The 16,968-nt window shown below is 49.9% G+C and carries 10 protein-coding genes and 1 tRNA gene; 7 read left to right on the top strand and 4 right to left on the bottom strand.

Annotated features, from left to right (window positions below; all coding sequences use genetic code 11):
• The first annotated feature begins 53 nt into the window (after positions 1-53).
• From KOO62_05350 to KOO62_05335, 4 genes are all read left to right on the top strand, one after another.
• Entirely contained in the window at positions 54-1,259 is a 1,206-nt protein-coding gene (locus KOO62_05350; GenBank protein ID MBU8933415.1) for a right-handed parallel beta-helix repeat-containing protein, read from the top strand.
• A 109-nt stretch (positions 1,260-1,368) separates the two neighbouring features.
• Positions 1,369-2,274: a hypothetical protein gene (locus tag KOO62_05345; GenBank protein MBU8933414.1), complete on the top strand. Its 906-nt coding sequence runs from the start codon at positions 1,369-1,371 to the stop codon at positions 2,272-2,274.
• A gap of 268 nt (positions 2,275-2,542) precedes the next feature.
• Positions 2,543-2,627: transfer RNA gene (locus KOO62_05340), tRNA-Ser, on the top strand.
• Between the two features lie 237 nt (positions 2,628-2,864).
• Entirely contained in the window at positions 2,865-5,618 is a 2,754-nt protein-coding gene (locus KOO62_05335) for a hypothetical protein (GenBank protein ID MBU8933413.1), read from the top strand.
• A gap of 341 nt (positions 5,619-5,959) precedes the next feature.
• Here the strand turns inward: KOO62_05335 and KOO62_05330 are convergent, their stop codons facing one another.
• The 4 genes from KOO62_05330 to KOO62_05315 form a co-directional block, all read right to left on the bottom strand.
• Positions 5,960-7,045 (bottom strand): pentapeptide repeat-containing protein, encoded by a 1,086-nt coding sequence (locus tag KOO62_05330; protein MBU8933412.1) that lies wholly within the window; start codon positions 7,043-7,045, stop codon positions 5,960-5,962.
• A gap of 58 nt (positions 7,046-7,103) precedes the next feature.
• A complete protein-coding gene (locus KOO62_05325; GenBank protein ID MBU8933411.1) occupies positions 7,104-10,280 on the bottom strand; it encodes a metallophosphoesterase in 3,177 nt (1,058 codons plus the stop codon).
• A gap of 24 nt (positions 10,281-10,304) precedes the next feature.
• Positions 10,305-11,171, bottom strand: coding sequence for a hypothetical protein (locus KOO62_05320; GenBank protein MBU8933410.1), 867 nt, complete (start codon positions 11,169-11,171; stop codon positions 10,305-10,307).
• 129 nt (positions 11,172-11,300) lie between these two features.
• A complete protein-coding gene (locus tag KOO62_05315; protein MBU8933409.1) occupies positions 11,301-12,221 on the bottom strand; it encodes a hypothetical protein in 921 nt (306 codons plus the stop codon).
• Between the two features lie 189 nt (positions 12,222-12,410).
• Between KOO62_05315 and KOO62_05310 the strand changes: the two genes are divergently transcribed.
• From KOO62_05310 to KOO62_05300, 3 genes are all read left to right on the top strand, one after another.
• The gene (locus KOO62_05310) at positions 12,411-12,620 is read left to right on the top strand and encodes a hypothetical protein (protein ID MBU8933408.1); all 210 of its coding nucleotides are present in this window, start codon (positions 12,411-12,413) and stop codon (positions 12,618-12,620) included.
• 140 nt (positions 12,621-12,760) lie between these two features.
• Positions 12,761-12,964, top strand: a complete 204-nt coding sequence (locus KOO62_05305) for a hypothetical protein (protein ID MBU8933407.1) — start codon at positions 12,761-12,763, stop codon at positions 12,962-12,964.
• Positions 12,948-16,775: a dockerin type I repeat-containing protein gene (locus KOO62_05300; GenBank protein MBU8933406.1), complete on the top strand. Its 3,828-nt coding sequence runs from the start codon at positions 12,948-12,950 to the stop codon at positions 16,773-16,775. The genes KOO62_05305 and KOO62_05300 overlap by 17 nt, the downstream gene beginning before the upstream one ends.
• Positions 16,776-16,968 lie beyond the last annotated feature (193 nt).

Genomic DNA, 16,968 nt, shown 5'->3' with positions numbered 1-16,968 from the left:
CGCGGCTTCTTTTTTCCTTGCTATCAGGCGCAATTCGGCCACTTCTTTAGATTATGTTCAAGATACTCATAGTTTATGGAATCAGTCTGCTTCTGGTGGTGCAGTCTGCCATAGCCGCCACCCTAACCGTCAAGCGCGGGTCCGATCTTCAGTCCGTCATAAATTACGCCCGAAACGGGGACACCCTTCTCCTGGCGGCCAAGGAGTTCTCTTCGAGACCTTCACCATTTGAAGATTCTCTTTGTGGCAACTGCCCTGATCCACAGACGGTAGTCAGAGCCTCAGTCGGTTTCGTTATTCGCGGCAAATCACTGGTAATCCGCGGGGCTGACCGAACCGGTACGAAGCTGATAACCGGTGCAGGTTACGGGTTGTACATTGAAGACTGTCCATCGCTCAGGATTTCGAATCTAACCATAACCGGAGGTCGTCGTGATCCTGACGGTATGGCAACTAACGCCGGAATAGTTGTACGTCGTTCGCAAGTGGAAATCACCGAAGTCAATGTCCGCGACAACGATCACCGGCTCGACACCGTCGTAGTTGGAATCGGGGGCATATTCGGTCGCGAAGGAGCCGAGCTTGAGATTCGAAACTGCACGATCGAGAACAACGGGTGGGATGGCATAGCACTCTACCGGGGAGCATCGGCAGTGATTACTGACTGCCTGATCAAGGACGGCCGCGGAGCAGCAATCGGCGTGACATGGGATGCCACCTGCACCGCATATCGCAACGAAGTAACCGGCTATTGGAAAGGTATCGGTGCTTTTGGTACTTCGTGGGTTATTGCCCGCAACAACTTGATTCATAATAACCTGGGTTGGGGCATGATCGCCACCGGGCAAGCCTATATGGATATGGTCAACAACGTTGTGTACCACAACGGCAATTGCGGCATCGCTCCCTGGTCAACGGAAAGCAGGGGTCGCATAGTCAATAACATTGTGATTGAGAACGGTTGGCGGGAGCAGTGGGTCTGTCCTTGTGTCGGAGTCTGGAATTATGGCGATTGGGCCAAATGGGATTTTAGAAATAATATCGTCTTCAACAACGTGGCAGGCGAATATGAGGCTATCTGGAACCAGACCGGCCTAAACGGCAACTTGAATGTTGACCCCCTCTTCGTTGGAGATGGAGATTTTCATCTTCAAGCCGGATCTCCAGGACTGAACGCTGGTGACAGCCTGATTTACAACATCGACGGTTCAGCCTCACATATCGGGCTCTATGGCGGACCACAGGCCAAACAAGACTGAAGATCGAACATTTCTGACCAGCGATCATTATTTTCTAATTCTCGACCAGTGAGTAACCGATTAGAGAAATATCGGATAGAAATGAATTGTTGAATATGGAGGACTAGTTGTGAAACGCATAATTTTTTTGATGGCGATTCTCACTGGCTTGGTTCTGTTGATGATGGGAACCGGCTGTGACAGTTCCAAGGACCCCGTTTCGAATCAACAGGGAGATACAACTGCGGCCAATTTCCAGTTCGTGGATTCGGCCTTCGGGGAGGACATCTTTTCAAGCTTCGACATCTCTCTAAATATGTCGCTGGCCCTTCTGGACGAAATCGAGGGTATTACGATGTCGCCGTCGAAATCCACCCCACTCGCGGCCCTTGGTGATGGCTCGGACGAAATCGAGATTACCTTAGTCGACAGTTTCCTGTTCACTCCTGAATATTGGTATGTCTTTATATTCCATGGCACCATCATTGACGGTTTCGACACCATCAATATCAACGGTATCGACTCGATTCAGCTTCTTAATGACGGAACGCCGCTCACGATGGAAATAATGCCCCTCGTATTTAACGGTGTGAAAGTGCGCGCTCACGTCAATGGAGAGACCAACAATGGCACTACAATTGGCAGCCACCACCGTGTAGATTTCGAGGTGAATGTAACCGATACCGACAGCGTGGCCACCATCGACGGCACGGCTCACGACACAATCGCTATCGCCTGGGCCGATGACGTCACAACCTGCGAACTGGAGATGGCTTCTGTAACAACTGTTGACGGACTCGAACTGTTACTAAATGGGGGTGACGACTGCCCTCTGGATGGAACGATTTCGGTCACCATGGCAATTGACATGGATTGCACTGGGGACAGCCCAATTGGATGGGATCAACTCAATATCGACGGCACGTGGACAATGACGGCAGTTGTCAACGGCAACAGGACGATAACGGTAACCATCAGTGATGGTACAACTACCTGGACAACTACCGAGACTCTCGACTGCGGCCCGTCGGCATAAAAACCTCGCGGCGGTTACTGAACCGCCTTCGCAGATTGAATTGGCGAAGTATTCTGTCGGGTGTCCTTTTCGGGCGCCCGCCTTCTTATGATCCCCAGATTATCTTTCGAACTCAGGAGTAAGAGGTGGCACCGCCGCCCAAAAGACTTGACGACCAGCTATTGATCGGTGATCTTACCGACCTTGACACACGGTGTGTTGGTTCCTGATGATGGCATTCAAGAGATGCATAATGGGACCGACAAACAGTGTGTGACAGTATTTGTCCGGAGGAGTGGCTGAGAGGTCGAAAGCGGCGGTCTTGAAAACCGTTGTACCGCAAGGTACCGTGGGTTCGAATCCTACCTCCTCCGCATTATTATGTAAATTATTGTGCTACATAATCTTATGACATAGACTAGAAGCTTTTCCTCCCCGATTTCTAACAAAATAGTCGCTACTCACACTCACAGAACCTCTCACACTGTGTGACATTTCTCTATCGAGGGGTAGTCAGTTTCCGTTTGCCCCAATACGTTCTCCTATGTATATTATTGGGTGTACCCCAAGAGCGCCTCTCTGGCGATCATAATCAGGAGAGGAACGTAGAGATGAAGCGAATTCTAGTCTTAACAGTAATGATGTTGATTGTGGCCCCTGTCCAGGCAACCATAATACATGTGCCGGCCGATCAACCAACCATCCAGTCAGGAATAGACTCCGCAGAAGAGTATCTTGATACCATCCTCGTTGCGGACGGCGTATACACCGGCGATGGTAACCGCGACATCAACTTTGGCGGCAGGGCCGTAGTACTGAAATCCTTGAGTGGCCCGGAGTTGACTATCATCGATTGCGAAGGCGATTCCACAAACCCACACCGTGGGTTCATTTTCAACACGGGTGAGGACTTCATGACCGTGGTACAGGGCTTTACAATTCGCAACGGGTACATGTACATTGATGACACCACCATCACCTATGGCGGTGGCATGCTCTGCGACTCCGCTTCCCCGACCGTCGTTGACTGCATCATTGAAGACTCCTGGGCCATGATGGGCGGCGGTATCTCCTGTGACGACGCTTCACCAAGTCTGGTTAACTGCGTCATCAAGACCAACTATGCCTACTTATGGGGCGGTGGCATGCATTGTAATCAGTCTTCGCCGGTTCTGTCAGGTTGCCTGTTTTATTGTGACACCTCCCGACACTCCGGCGGGGCGATTTATATGCAGGACAACTCCTTTCCAAGTTTAGCCGACTGTCGCTTCGAAACCAATTTCAGTTGGGGCGGTAGCGGCGGTATTTACTGCGTGATTGAATGCTCTCCGATATTTGAGAACTGTGTTTTTATCAGTAATACCGGTTTTAATAGCAACGATCTGACGCTCTATCGCTCATGCTCACCCACATTGACAAACTGCACTTTTTTCGGGGGAGGGATCTACTGCGGACGCTCGTCCTCACCTGCGCTACAGAATTGCATCATTGCTTTCAGCCCGGGGCAGGCCGTAAAGTGTCTCCAGTACACAGGCGAACCTTGTTACCCGACACTTGCTTGCTGCGATGTCTATGGCAACATTGGAGGGGACTGGATTGACTGCATCGCCGGTCAAGACAACGACAATAACAACATCTCAGCTGATCCACTATTTTGCGATACCGCCGCCGGTGACTATCACATTGACGAGATTTCGCCGGGTTCTCCTGCTCTCAGCGGCTGCGGCACGCTGATAGGTGCGATGGGAGTGGGCTGTGGAACGCCCGCGCGGGCGTGGTTAGTATCTGCCGATGGTAGTGGCGATGCGCCCAACATCCAGGCCGCGGTTGACTCTTGCTCAACTCTTGATACGGTTCTGCTGGAACCGGGAACCTACTCCGGCGTCGGCAATCGTGATATCGAACTGCGCGGCAAAGCCATTGTCTTAACTTCTGTTTCAGGACCCGAACAGACCATTATCGATTGTGAAGGCAGTGCGTCTGAGGAACACCGGGGGTTCTATCTTCATCAGGGAGAGGATTCGACCACCTTCATAGAAGGCCTTACCATCGTCAATGGCTATTTCGAGTCTCAAAATGGCGGGGGAATGTTTTGTGACGGCTCTTCCCCCACCATACGCAACTGTGTTCTTAGAGGTAACCACGCCTACTCGGGCGGCGCCTTAGCTTGCGTTGAGCTTTATTCCCTTTTGCGCCTTGAGGTGTGTACGCTCGATAGCAACTCGGCAGGCAACAACGGCGGTGGTATCTTCACCGGTTCGTCCGTTTCACTTTCCGACTGCGTTGTATCACGCAATACCGCCATGGCTAATGGGGGCGCCATACATTTTTTCAGCAACGATACCACAATGTACAGCTCCGACACATCCTACCTGACCTTCTGCACTTTTGATGATAACCACGCCGGTAGCAATGGCGGGGCGCTGTACATGGCTAATGCCTCTCCCCACGCCAGGAACTGCACGTTCTACGGCCACAGCAACAGCTATGGTGGTGCTGTGGCCGTCGCGTCGTACTGCTCACCAGTTTTTGATCGGTGCCTCATCGCTTTTAACGAAGGACCTGCGGCGGTGGCATGCCTCTCCCCTTACGCCTACCCGTTCTTCTGGTTATGTGACATTTATGGCAATCAGGGCGGTGACTGGACCGACTGCATTGCAGATCAATATGGTGTTTACTGCAACTTCTCGGCTGACCCCTGGTTTTGTGATACCACCTCCGGCGACTTCCACCTCTTCGAGACCTCACCCTGTGCACCCGAATATAACGTTTGTGATTCCCTGGTAGGCGCCTATGGAGTCGGTTGCTCCGGGGAGATGACTACCATTGAACCAGACTTGATGCAGCTTCCTCTTCAGGGTTTGCGGTTCGCCGAGATGGCAACCATCCGTCTGGGTAATCTCGATGGCGGATACATCTGTGGTGATATCGATCCCTCGTCGGTGCTGATAAATGCGACTATCACTCCAACTTCCTGGGAGCTGTTAGCATCGCACCCGGATTTCGATGGTGACGTTTTCCAAATCACGTGCCCAGTAGAAGATTTCCTTGTTACCTATGGAGTGCTGGCTGATACCACCATCCAGTTGCACAACGTGTCAGGTGAGTACAACGACCTGGAGAGCTTCTCTGTCGACGGAACCATTACAATCGTCGGTCATACGACTGGTGATATGAATGATGACGGTACTATTAACATTGTTGATCTGACACACTTCGTCGCTTACTTATTTAGCGGTGGTCCGCCTCCTCCTATAATGGAATCAGCAGACATGAACCGGGATGGCAGCATCAATATAGCCGACCTGACCTTCCTGGTAAACTATCTATTTGGCGGAGCTGCAGCACCGCCAGCGTGTCCTTAGCTCCAATCCGGGACAAAACCGATGAATCCTGCGGCCGAATTGCGATTGGCGCAGTATGAGTCTCTCCTTGTGATATTTAACTTGAAACTCAGTTGGATGAACAGATATCGGACAGAGGCAATGGATCACGTTGAATTACAGAAGGACAATTGACAGGGCTCAAACTATGGCTTAGATTTCAACTACACTTTGTCCGGATTGTCTGAAGACATACACGTACAAGAAACATTCATTGGTTAAAATGATATGTCTTCACTATGTCGCTTCAGCCTAATCTCTTCAGTCACTACTGCATTCTTAATTTCCTCATTAGCCCACCTGCTCTTCATGCTCCCATCCTATTACAAAGGCGCAAATCTATCAGACTCAATGTAATTAACGTTTTGACTGTCAACCTCAATGCCACTCATATATGTCACACCCGTCAGCGAGAGATTCTTGATAATAGCATTTGAAATTACCAGGTAGTCGGAGAATTCGGAGTCGCTGATCGCGATGCCGGTCATTTTCGCTCCCTGAAAGTTAGCACCCGATATCTTGCAGCCGTTGATTTGTCCCCCGGATCTAAATTCAGAATCTACACAGTAGAGGTAAGCAATACTGCAATTACTTATCGAGAGACTATCTACTCTGGAAATGAATATCTTGGGCTCTGACATGTTTTCACAATTTTCAATCGTCACCATCTGGCAGTCGCTATTAATGATGTTTAGGCCATTGAATCCGTTGCACCCAACAAATATCAGCTGCTGGATATTCGCCTTCCCAAATGAGGCGCTCCTGCTTTCGCATTTGTCGAACTGAAGTTTTCTGATATTACTTTCACCAAAGCTGCAGGAGATGATACTCGATTCGGAGATGCTCAAATCGTCGATATTGGCATTTCCGAAGACAACCAGCTCCAATTTACCGTTTGTAATCTCTGTAGAGTCGAATCTAGCATGATAGAGACTTGTGTTGCGCCAGTCCGGTTTGAGTATCCTGGTGTTAATGAATTCTACCCGAGAGAAAACACCGGATTCATCAGAGCAATTGTCAAATGAGCATCCTCTGAAGGCTGCATCGCTCATTCTTGCTCTAACGCTTTTGCAGTCTACGAAAGAGCAGTTGTCGAATGTGCTTCGCTCAAACGATACACCTCCGAATTCGCACTCAATGAAATGAACATCTGCAAACTGTGAATTAGAGAAGTCTCCGGAAGCGAATTTGACCCCCTTGAGCTCCGACCCGGTGATTCTGGCACCCCTGGATGTGACATTGCTGAATTCAATAGCCCGTAGAGACGACTGATTCAATACAATGCCTGAAATGTCCAGTTCTTCAATGAGTTTATCCTCGACATGCCATCCCCGTTGACCGATCTCAGCATTGAATTTTCTAATATCCTTGAGATCGCTCTTCTCCTTGTCACTCAATTCTGAAGTCATACAGGAAACTCCTCCCATGCCAATCATGACCGCAAGTACAAACCATACCCACAAATGTCTAACAGTATTTTTCAAATCGCCGTCTCCATTCGAAGTCGGGTATCTCTGCTCGATCCACATCTCTTTCAATTGTGTAAATTTTGTGAGTGTCTGTACCGAAGATCCCACCACCAGATGTGTCTGAGTCTATTTGGATCTCGAAATTCCATCTGCTGTCAAAATCATAATGTGATACAAGAGCATTTCTCTGATTGAATTTAATCGACATAAAGATCGATCTCTCATTGTTGCCGGCAACAAAATTGAAGAACGTCTGAGCATCTCTTCCCCGTGGTATTATCCAATGGTTCAAGCCTTCGGGTTGCAATGGAATCTTCTTCCACTCTCCATCGGCAGCGAAGACATAGATCACAATATCTTCCAGATTCACCAGAATGCGAATATGCTGCATGATGACTACACTGAACCGGTAATCGATCAAACCGCGATGCTCGTCCCGAATAAGGAACTTGTCGGATTCAAATGTCTCAATGACTCGATCATGATGGCCGACTGTCGGATTGTTTTCGAGTAAGTCGTAGTAGTCAATCGCGACAGCGATTCTCGGGCTCACAGAGCCTGTTACAGGTTCCATCCTGTCGACGTCGCCGGTTGAGTCGAAGCAAATCTTTGAACCCGCCGAGAAATCACTTCCCACGCCATTGAACTCGCCGGTTTTGTTGAGCCGCGGATGTGGCCCGGCAGAATCTGACACTATCACCACAGGGATTAATCTCCTGCCGGTAGCTCGAAGCGCCGGATAATCGGAAAAATCATAGTAGCTCGTCTTTACGGAATCGTCGCCGCTGTAATCCGCACGGTTTATCGTGTAGAAGCCCCGTCGATGCGAATGTCCAGTCAATACAACTTGAATGCTCTTGCGCTTAACAAGATGGTCTTCATAGAGAGGCTGCCTGTTAGTCTCAAAGGTTCCCTGATCATGATCGTCTGCATCCCAGCCTGATTGGAATTCTACGTCGCCTTCTTCAGCCGTATTCATAGGAATACTCTCAAGATAACTAACGAACGTGAAATGGCTTGTGAAGATTATGTTTTTCTGATCTTCGATAGCGCGATTCAGCAGTTCAAGCTGAGTATCAGTCACCGGATCATCTGCTCTTGGAAGATGACCAAATCCCTGATCGATACCCGGGAAATCGAGAATATCTTCTTCATCTCCCCACGACACTCCGATAAGAGTCTGCCTGGGAAATCCTGCGGCAAAATCTGCGAAAGGACTAAACACTGTATACAACCACTGAAGCCTCTCGTAATGGAATGTAAACATCTCCTTGACTTCCGCATAAGTCTCTCCGAAAGCAAGTGTTGCCTCGTAGATCGTCAAATTGTGATCTGCCGGAATGCCGGGGTTAGCACGTACCCCGGCTACTCGGGGTGAAATACCATATGGTAGCGCATATGCATCGTGATTCCCGGTAACAGCAAATACGGGCTTCTGGTACCTGTTGTAGAAGTACACTATCAACGAATAGAGCGCAATATTGTCAACGTAATCCTGATACCGCGAATCATATGAGTCATCGAGTGCAACCTGATCCCATATCTGCTTTACCGTCCTGCTCGTCTTGTCAGGATAGAGCATTCTCACGAAATCTATGAGGTCTCCCGTCAGCATGAGAGCATGGATTCCGGGATCACCTCCTATTCTGTCCAGCAATGTCTTTATAATGCGTGTAGAGACTTCGAGCATCGAGCCTATTCCGGGGGAATCCTCCAGTGGAAGCTCTTGTTCGGCGACGATAAGCGTTATTCCAATCTGCTGAGGCGAGTTAGAAGCCTCCTCAGATGAGACGGTGATCTCAGAATAGTAAGTGCCCGGCTCCATTCCCTCGCCATTGACGTCCACGAAAGCCGAGTTGGGCGTTTCGGGTGTGGTGACACCTGATGTCGGACTGATGCTGGCCCAATCATCAGCCGAAACAGCATTCCAATTCAGAGTCCCGCCGCCTATGTTTGCTATAGTTACCGGCTGTGGTCCCGTTGAGGCACCACCCGAATGTATTACGATTGCAACTGAGTCCGGAGAAACATGCAATCGGGGGACATCCTCGCCCAGTCCCGGTGGAGAAGAGGGCGGTACGACAATCTCTTCGCCCGGATAAATCAAGTCAGGGTCCCCACTCCTGAGGCGCTTCGAGTTCGGAATACCGGTTCCGCCGTCGTAGTGCCACAGTTCCTGCCAGGTCATACCATATCGCGATGCTATCTTGGAGAGCCAGTCACCACTTTGAACAATATATATGTCATGGGCAGGAGCAGGAGGAGGAGACTCTGCTGCTTCAGACTGAGTTTCGGAAGGTTCCTCCGATGATGGAGGTGTACTCTCGGAGGACGGTGGTATGGCGTTCTCGAATGGATATTCAATCACCCTCGCCTCACATCTCGACAGTACGCTCTGTCTTGCGGCAAGGTGTAGGTCTGTTATGTGCCCAATGTTCAGATATTCCAGAGCTTGCTCATAAAAGATCACAGGATGATATGCCTGAATCGGATTCATCAAATCTACTTCGGTGTGATCTATATCATCTTCAGTCACTCGAAAACAATATTCGCCTCTCTCGGCGATATTGGGTCCATTCAAATTCCTGAGTACGTGCCTGATCTGCTCATCCTGGATTTCGTTAGATATGATACGCCCCGACTCGACGCGATTCAGCGTATGAGTCGGGACACCCGATCCGGTAGCAGGAGCACTTCCGGGGGATATTTCATACCATTTCTGGTCATGAGGATAAAGCCAAAACAGATTGTTGACACCATCGGATAGAAGTCGCGTATTCCTTATGGATATTTTGAAGAGCTGAGTCCATTCGGAATCTCTAAACATCTGTAGTGACTGACTGTCGAGTATACCCTTGAATCTTGCATCTGTGGCCAGAACATTTTCGTCCAAAGGTATACTGTGGAAGGATATTTCAACCGAACCGTCCAGTTGTGAAAGAGGATCAAGGGAGAAATTCTTAGCGGGGTCGAGCCCATTGGTGATCTTCACCTGATAATCGATATTGTCTTGAGACAATTCAAAGCCGTCACGCAAAAGCAGCAGTAGCTCTATGTCGCTTGAACTCTGCGTTCCCACTATTACTTCCGGTGTAAGTAGTGAAGGATAGATTATCATGGCCGGAATGGTAAAGATTACATCGTGCTGTCTGCCAGTTGTACCCTGCAGAGTCATACTGTGGACACCGTTCTCATCGAATTAGTTCTCTCTTTCAATTTCGATGGAGCATCTCCCGGGAGGAACATCTTCTTCTCGCGCAGTGCCATCTTCACCGAATGATCCCCTTCGCTCACTTCCGTCTGCGAGATGGAGGACGTAATTCTCATTACCTGTATAGTTGAGAACTTTGATTTCGATCCAGTCTTTGAAAGCGAGCAATCCGGACTCCTGCTCTCTACCGTACTCGATGTCATTCACCTTGATCGTAAAGAAATACCTCGGAGGATTGTAGCTCCGACCATATCTTTGAAGCTCTTCCTCAGTCGGTACTTCGTTAACGTCCTCGAAGTACTCATACTCCCATTTCACTTCAACTCTGCTGCTCCGCACAATCCCAGGAAAGTCAGTGACCTTGTCGTGAGCGCCGTCTTCGTCGTATTCGTATATAGTGATCAATACTTCGGTCTGTGAGTGGACATTTTTGACATCGGCCGAAAGTGTCAGAACATCGCCGCGTCTCGCTTCACTAGCACTCCATCGCATGTTCGAGATTACTGCGGGAGCGACACATGGTATCTTATTCGATTCGCCCGAGAGGTCGTTCTCAGGGAGCTTCACCTCGAAATAGGCTTCGTCGTCCAGTTCTATATTTTCCGGAACATCGAACTCGCCGACAAACACATTGTTTGAGATTTTATCGCTGATCTTGCCGAGCTTCGTACCATTATTAGTCATGCCGGTGATCTTGATCTTAGCACCATTTCCGACAAAAGAAGTGATTACTTCGAATTTCACAGGTTGGCCCACGACAGCAGTACCTCTGCACCACATGGCGCTTTCCAACGTCGAGTCCAACTCTATCTCGTGCTTGGTGTCTGTTGACACCGTGAACTTCAGATCAGACATCACTTTTCTTCCAAGGGGTCGTATGTTTTAGGAACGAGAGTCTCAAAAGCGTCCTTCATTCCGACTCAGACTTAGTATACTCCCGCCCTAACTGAACCGCAGAGCTACAACGTTGACACCACATGAAGATCACCGCATTATCTGCCATTCGCCTTTGATCTTACCGATAAGCATCGGATAGGCATAGTCACCGTCTTCCATTCGGATTATTGGTCTCCAGTTCTTTGCGATTGCTTCGATAAGACGACCATCTGCGACCAGACGAAGATCATACTCATCCCGTGGCAGAACGAATGGTTTCCAATTAGGCTCTTCGGCTGTCATCTCCATCTGTTCCCTGAACATATCGTCAAAAGAGATATCCCCAAATTCGGGATAGGCGCGGCCTACTTCCGAATGCTTGGGTTGAGCCACCTTGATAATCGGGTCAGCTTGACCACCGGTATACGCAGCACTCAATCCTGAAATAAACTGAGCAGCCGATTCACAGGTTGTCGAGTCAAGTGTGAGAACATCAGCTGATTGCCACGCCCAAGCTCCGAATTGCTTCCCCAAATCTACTTCAGCGGAGACAGCCGTTGGCATAGGTTCTGCTTTCTCACCGGTCCACTTTATTTCTGCAAGCATTTCTCCGGAGCCCGGTTCGGCCATTTCACCATCCTTCATTCTCACAATTCGGGCCAACACTTCCATCTGTGGGTTACATTTACCATCACTTGGTCCAGCCTTGGCAGTTGCGGGTGTTGCACCAATTCCAATGACCACGGAGAGAGTGTTGGTTCCATCCAGCAAGAATTCCGGAACAGGCACCGATGCCCAAGACTGCAACTTGCCACCAACTCTTGCGACTGGAATATCGTTAATGTACAACTCAGCTTGGTGATCTTCGAAGTTGCTAATAAGAAGATCTGCATGAATGATAGTCCCGCTTAAAGCGTCTGGCTCCTCAGTGAGGGTTAGTGGTTTATCCTGATCAACAGCTGCTTGTTCAGCGGACAGAGGGTAAGTCAATGCGAAGATGCCAAAGAGAATCACAATATAACTTGCCATCTGTCTGTAACGAATTTGTGTCACGTCATTACTCCCTGAATATGGTATCTGTTTTGATAAAAGTAGTCGGTACAAGAGGCTGAGTCAAGACCATTTGTTCCATGTTTCGAACCTCGTAATATCTTTGGAAGTGTGTAAAAACAAAAGGTGTATCCTAGAGTTTTCAACGACCCACAAAGGAGACACCTAATGTTTTATCGAGAGTTGAATTTCGACAGTCACATGGCAGCAATCTGTATGTTCGAGGTCAAGGATGTGTATCGAATGCATTTTGAACGAAGTTGTCAGTATGTAGCCAAACGAATACATCAAAAGATATTGGCGGTCGACTTTGACAGTTTCATCAATGCCGGTCGCCACCATCGAACCAACCAGAGGAAGGGTTATCGCAACGGGTAACGCTCACGAAGCCTGCTAACCTCGGTTGGGTCACTGCCCAACTGTCAGCGAACAATCCAATTCCGGCACTTGACATTTCACACTTCAAGCGCTATAATAATGCCATGGATGCAGACTTAAATTAAGGTAGGAGTCTGCTATTGTTACTTCTGTTTGCGCCCATCGATGAATTGTTTCTCAGATGCTACAGTTTGCCAAAAGAGGTACCATACTTGATCTCGCGCTCGGTTCTTCTGACATGGGGCGCAGTGGACTCCCCTCTGCGACGATCAATCATGAAATCGACAGTAATTGAACCGAATATACGCATGGACAAGGAAGAACACTATGAAGTCACTCGCTAAAATGTATCTTATGGCAGCGTTGCTTTGCGGTCTGATCGTGACCGCAGTAGTAGCCGGGGATGTTCGGGATGACGACAGAGTTGTAGACTCTAAGGTCATCAACTCTCAACAATACGCTTTCCCCGCCGAAGCAGGTGATCAGGCGCTGGGTTCATCTGGCGGTTCCAGCCGTGGCGTGGGATTAAAGATCGGAACAACCTGGTGGGATCAGCAGCAGATCGGCTCGATGGGACGGATGATCGACTACGGCATAACGCCTTCAGATCCATCTCAATTGTTGATGCAATTTACATGGACTTATACGCCCGGAGGTGATCCTTCGTGCTTGTCGCACCGGACGTACCGATATGAGGCGTGGGATGCTGGTGCAGGAAACCTGGTTTTCGCAGGGGGAATCGATGTTCACCCCCCTCATGATTTGTATGGAGGTTATGTTGGCATTGACATCACAGTTGAGAACCAGGCATTGTTGGGCGGACATCTGAAGCCTACCGGTGGTGACTTCAACAGTACTTTCTTCCGTGATTGGGCGCCCGGCGTCGGATTTTTCGCCTACCAGGATTCGATTCCCAATGCGCTGGCCAACTACTGTGCAGTCACTCCTCCTCCTCCCCCTGAGGACGGTGCTTGCTGGCCCAAATTCCGCCTCGTGGAAGGTCCTTCAGCCGATACTTTCCTACATGTTATCGCCCTTGAAGGGGAACCAGAACCGGGCGATCCGGCGGCTCTGGTCTATTACCGCCTGCTAGGTTCCGTTGGCAGCCCAACTGCGACCTGGGACAATCCCCCGTATTGTGTGGATACTGTCTACGTTGTGGGACACGACATTGCCGCCGATGACTACGGTAAAGTCGCCATAACCTGGATTGCGCAAAAGCATGATATTACCGATCCCTGTAACGGTGGCGATACCTGTTCCGGCTTGGGTGGATCGCACCCACTGGTCGATAACGATGTTTACTATCAAATTACATATAACAATGGTGACAACTGGAATCCTCGACAGAACATCACGAAGAACTATAACGGCAGCCGGCCATATCGGCCATATACTGATCTCTCAGCATTCATCGATTCGAAGAATGATTTTCACGTTGCCTGGGGTTCGCGCGAGTGGGACAATACCGGTCCACCGTACAAACTCAGTGGCCGGATATTTCACTGGTCCGAAGACAATCCGTTCATTCGCTCAGTCCATCTGTTCCTCTGGAACCAGCCTATGTGTAACGGTGGTTACTGGATGCTAAACGCCTCTAAGATGACAATATCAGAGTGCGATGGCAGACTGTATTGCCTCTTTGTCCAGTTTAACGATGTTCCCAATGGTCTTACCGATGACTGCGCCGCTGTGGGTAGCCCCGGCTATCCCGATGGCGCCGCCAACGGTGATCTATTTGTCTGTGTGTCCGATAACTACGGACTCACCTGGGACCTCGCTCGCAATCTGACCTACACTTATACTCCCGGATGTGATTCAGTTGGTGGAGTGGGCGGACCGTGCGCCTCTGAAAACTGGCCGTCGATGACCAAGTTCGGTACCGATTTCGTAGGCAATTTCAGCGGGGTTCCCATCATTGATCCGTCAGCGAGTTATGCTGGTGACTGGTACCTTGATGTCCAGTACATCCTTGATCAGAGTCCCGGCGCATATACCAATGGTCTATGGCCCAATCCGGGATGGAAAAGTGATGATCGAACCGGCCCTCCAGGTCTTCCTTTCCAGGAAGGGAATTTCACTGAAGCCGATGTCGAGTGGTTCCGTCTGGCTTGTGTGGAACCGGTTGAAACGCCGATTGTTGTGCCCCATCCGGTTGAATTCGGTTGGCTGTGGGTTCAGCACGGAGTCCAGTTCGACACATCATTGATAATCGAGAACACCGGTAACGCGACCCTCAACTACAGCATATCCATCGTGGAAGACACCGGACCGGCCGGATGGCTGGGTGTAGGTCCATATTCAGGTGTAGTGCCGGCGGGACTTGGCAATGCCGACACCGTAACCGTCAGTTTCAACCAGGGTGGCATCGTCAACAGTCCCGGCACCGAAGTAGATCTGACTGGTCGCCTGATTATCAACTCGAATGCGCCTTCGTCTCCGGACACGATCGAAACATTTGTGCATATTATCGATACGCTCTTTATCCCCAAATTGAACGCTTCGCTGATTATGAAGGAACGAGCGGGCTATGCGACGGCGCTACCCGGTGTCCTGATAATTAAAAAACAGCAGGTTGAACTCTGGACTAGTATAAGAAAGGCTAATTCCAGAGCGGGCAAGTTCTGGAATCACCATGTCTTGCTTAACGACCCTGATGGGGATCTCTCCGGCATCTCCCAGGGAACGGCAATTACAATCAGTGGTTACTATACCTCCGAAATCTTCCCTAAAGTGGGAAAAATGACTAAAGATGAGTTAATCGCCAATATTACAGTTGACGATGTATCCATTCGGGGCGTCGCCATACCGCCGTCACCGTCTGCTCCATCCCGTAATCCTCTGCCACCGCCGAGGACCGGTGACAGAGTGATTGATCCGTGTAAGTTCGCGATTCTTGTGACCGGCTACTGCGACGATGATTTTGTGAATGACATCAACCAGAAGTACGATTACAAAAAGAACTATGCCGACGTCGATCCGGACAACATCATTGTGCTGGGTCCGGCGGCTTGTCTGGAAGACTTCGACGCTCCAGCCGGCACCACCGACGGAGCAGGCAACTTCACCAGCGGTGGGGCCTTTCCTGCCACTGAAGACAATGTCCAAAAGGCCTTCGAATACATCAAACAGCAGATGATCGCCAGTGGTTGTTCGGATACTGAGTTCCAGTTCCACAGCTCGTCCCACGGCGGCGGCAATCACACTGCAGCGCACCAAGTTCCCGTTGGGGAAGAGCCCGAAGGTGGTGGTGGTCAGGGCTGGTGTGGCGGTCAGGTCGACCCACCTGGCGGCGATGAAGCCAATCGGATCAGCGAAAATGATCTGAGATTTGATGGCCGCGGACAGGGAACACTTGATGTCAACGGAGACACCCTCGGCGATCTCCAATTCTGGTACGGACCTCCGCCCACCGTTTATCATGACGCCGACGGCGACGGTATCTTCGAAGAGGACGAACTGGTCGGAACCGATACCAACGGCGACGGCTACATTGATAAACTGGACGATGACTGGACAGCCCCTGATCTTGATGGAACCGGTGGTATCAGCATGATTGGTGTCGATGACATTATATCACTCGGTGTAGGCGGATCGCTTGTAGACGATGAGTTGGCGGACCTTATTAGCGATCTCATCGCTACTCCCGGCACGGGCTTGACCAAGGACAACTGCCGGGCAGAGATGGATCAATGCTTCAGTGGTAGCTTCATTGATGACCTGGCAGCCTGCGTCGGTGAACACGCGACCGCGTGCGAGGCGGGTGAGTATTCTTACGGCAACGGTGAAGAAGGTGCCGATGCTCATGGTGAGTACGAGTACCCCTTCATTGAGGCTTTGAAGAGCGGTGCAACATGGGAAGAAGCGCACAATGAGGCTGTTGATTCGGTCGAAGCCAACGAAGTTCCCGAGACACCTCAATTCAGTGGTGGTGACGATTGCTGTGAGGGTCTTCGCGGCAATGTCGATGATGACGGCGAAGTCAATATTGCTGATCTGACCTACCTTGTGGCCTACCTGTTCACTGGTGGTCCACCTCCTCCGTGCCTGGAAGAAGCTGACGTAAACGGCGATGGCGAGATCAATATAGCTGACCTGACTTACTTGGTGGCATATCTGTTCACTGGTGGTCCACCACCGGTGGCGTGTCCTTAGGAACTGCGGACAGATAGAATAGAGTAGATTGGAACAGCCACTTCTCATCACGAGGAGTGGCTGTTCTCATTTGTGACTATTCTGTGTCCTTAGATAATTCGGACGGGTGGCATTGAAATCCGAGCTACTCACGCTAGGGGTAATGTCAAGAGTTGTGTGTAAAAGTGTGTATCCATATTATTCATGCTGCTTT

The organism is Candidatus Zixiibacteriota bacterium, assembly GCA_019038695.1.
In the GTDB taxonomy this organism is placed as follows: Bacteria; Zixibacteria; MSB-5A5; order GN15; family FEB-12; genus B120-G9.
The sequence above is the reverse complement of the archived record's forward strand: the minus strand, read 5'-3'. Positions and strand labels throughout refer to the sequence as shown.

Excerpts from the sequence above, each read along its gene's own strand:
- KOO62_05350 (MBU8933415.1), top strand. The coding sequence starts at position 54 with ATGTTCAAGATACTCATAGTTTATGGAATCAGTCTGCTTCTGGTGGTG.
- KOO62_05335 (MBU8933413.1), top strand. The coding sequence starts at position 2,865 with ATGAAGCGAATTCTAGTCTTAACAGTAATGATGTTGATTGTGGCCCCT.
- KOO62_05330 (MBU8933412.1), bottom strand. The coding sequence starts at position 7,045 with ATGACTTCAGAATTGAGTGACAAGGAGAAGAGCGATCTCAAGGATATT.
- KOO62_05325 (MBU8933411.1), bottom strand. The coding sequence starts at position 10,280 with ATGACTCTGCAGGGTACAACTGGCAGACAGCACGATGTAATCTTTACC.
- KOO62_05320 (MBU8933410.1), bottom strand. The coding sequence starts at position 11,171 with ATGTCTGATCTGAAGTTCACGGTGTCAACAGACACCAAGCACGAGATA.
- KOO62_05315 (MBU8933409.1), bottom strand. The coding sequence starts at position 12,221 with ATGGCAAGTTATATTGTGATTCTCTTTGGCATCTTCGCATTGACTTAC.
- KOO62_05310 (MBU8933408.1), top strand. The coding sequence starts at position 12,411 with ATGTTTTATCGAGAGTTGAATTTCGACAGTCACATGGCAGCAATCTGT.
- KOO62_05300 (MBU8933406.1), top strand. The coding sequence starts at position 12,948 with ATGAAGTCACTCGCTAAAATGTATCTTATGGCAGCGTTGCTTTGCGGT.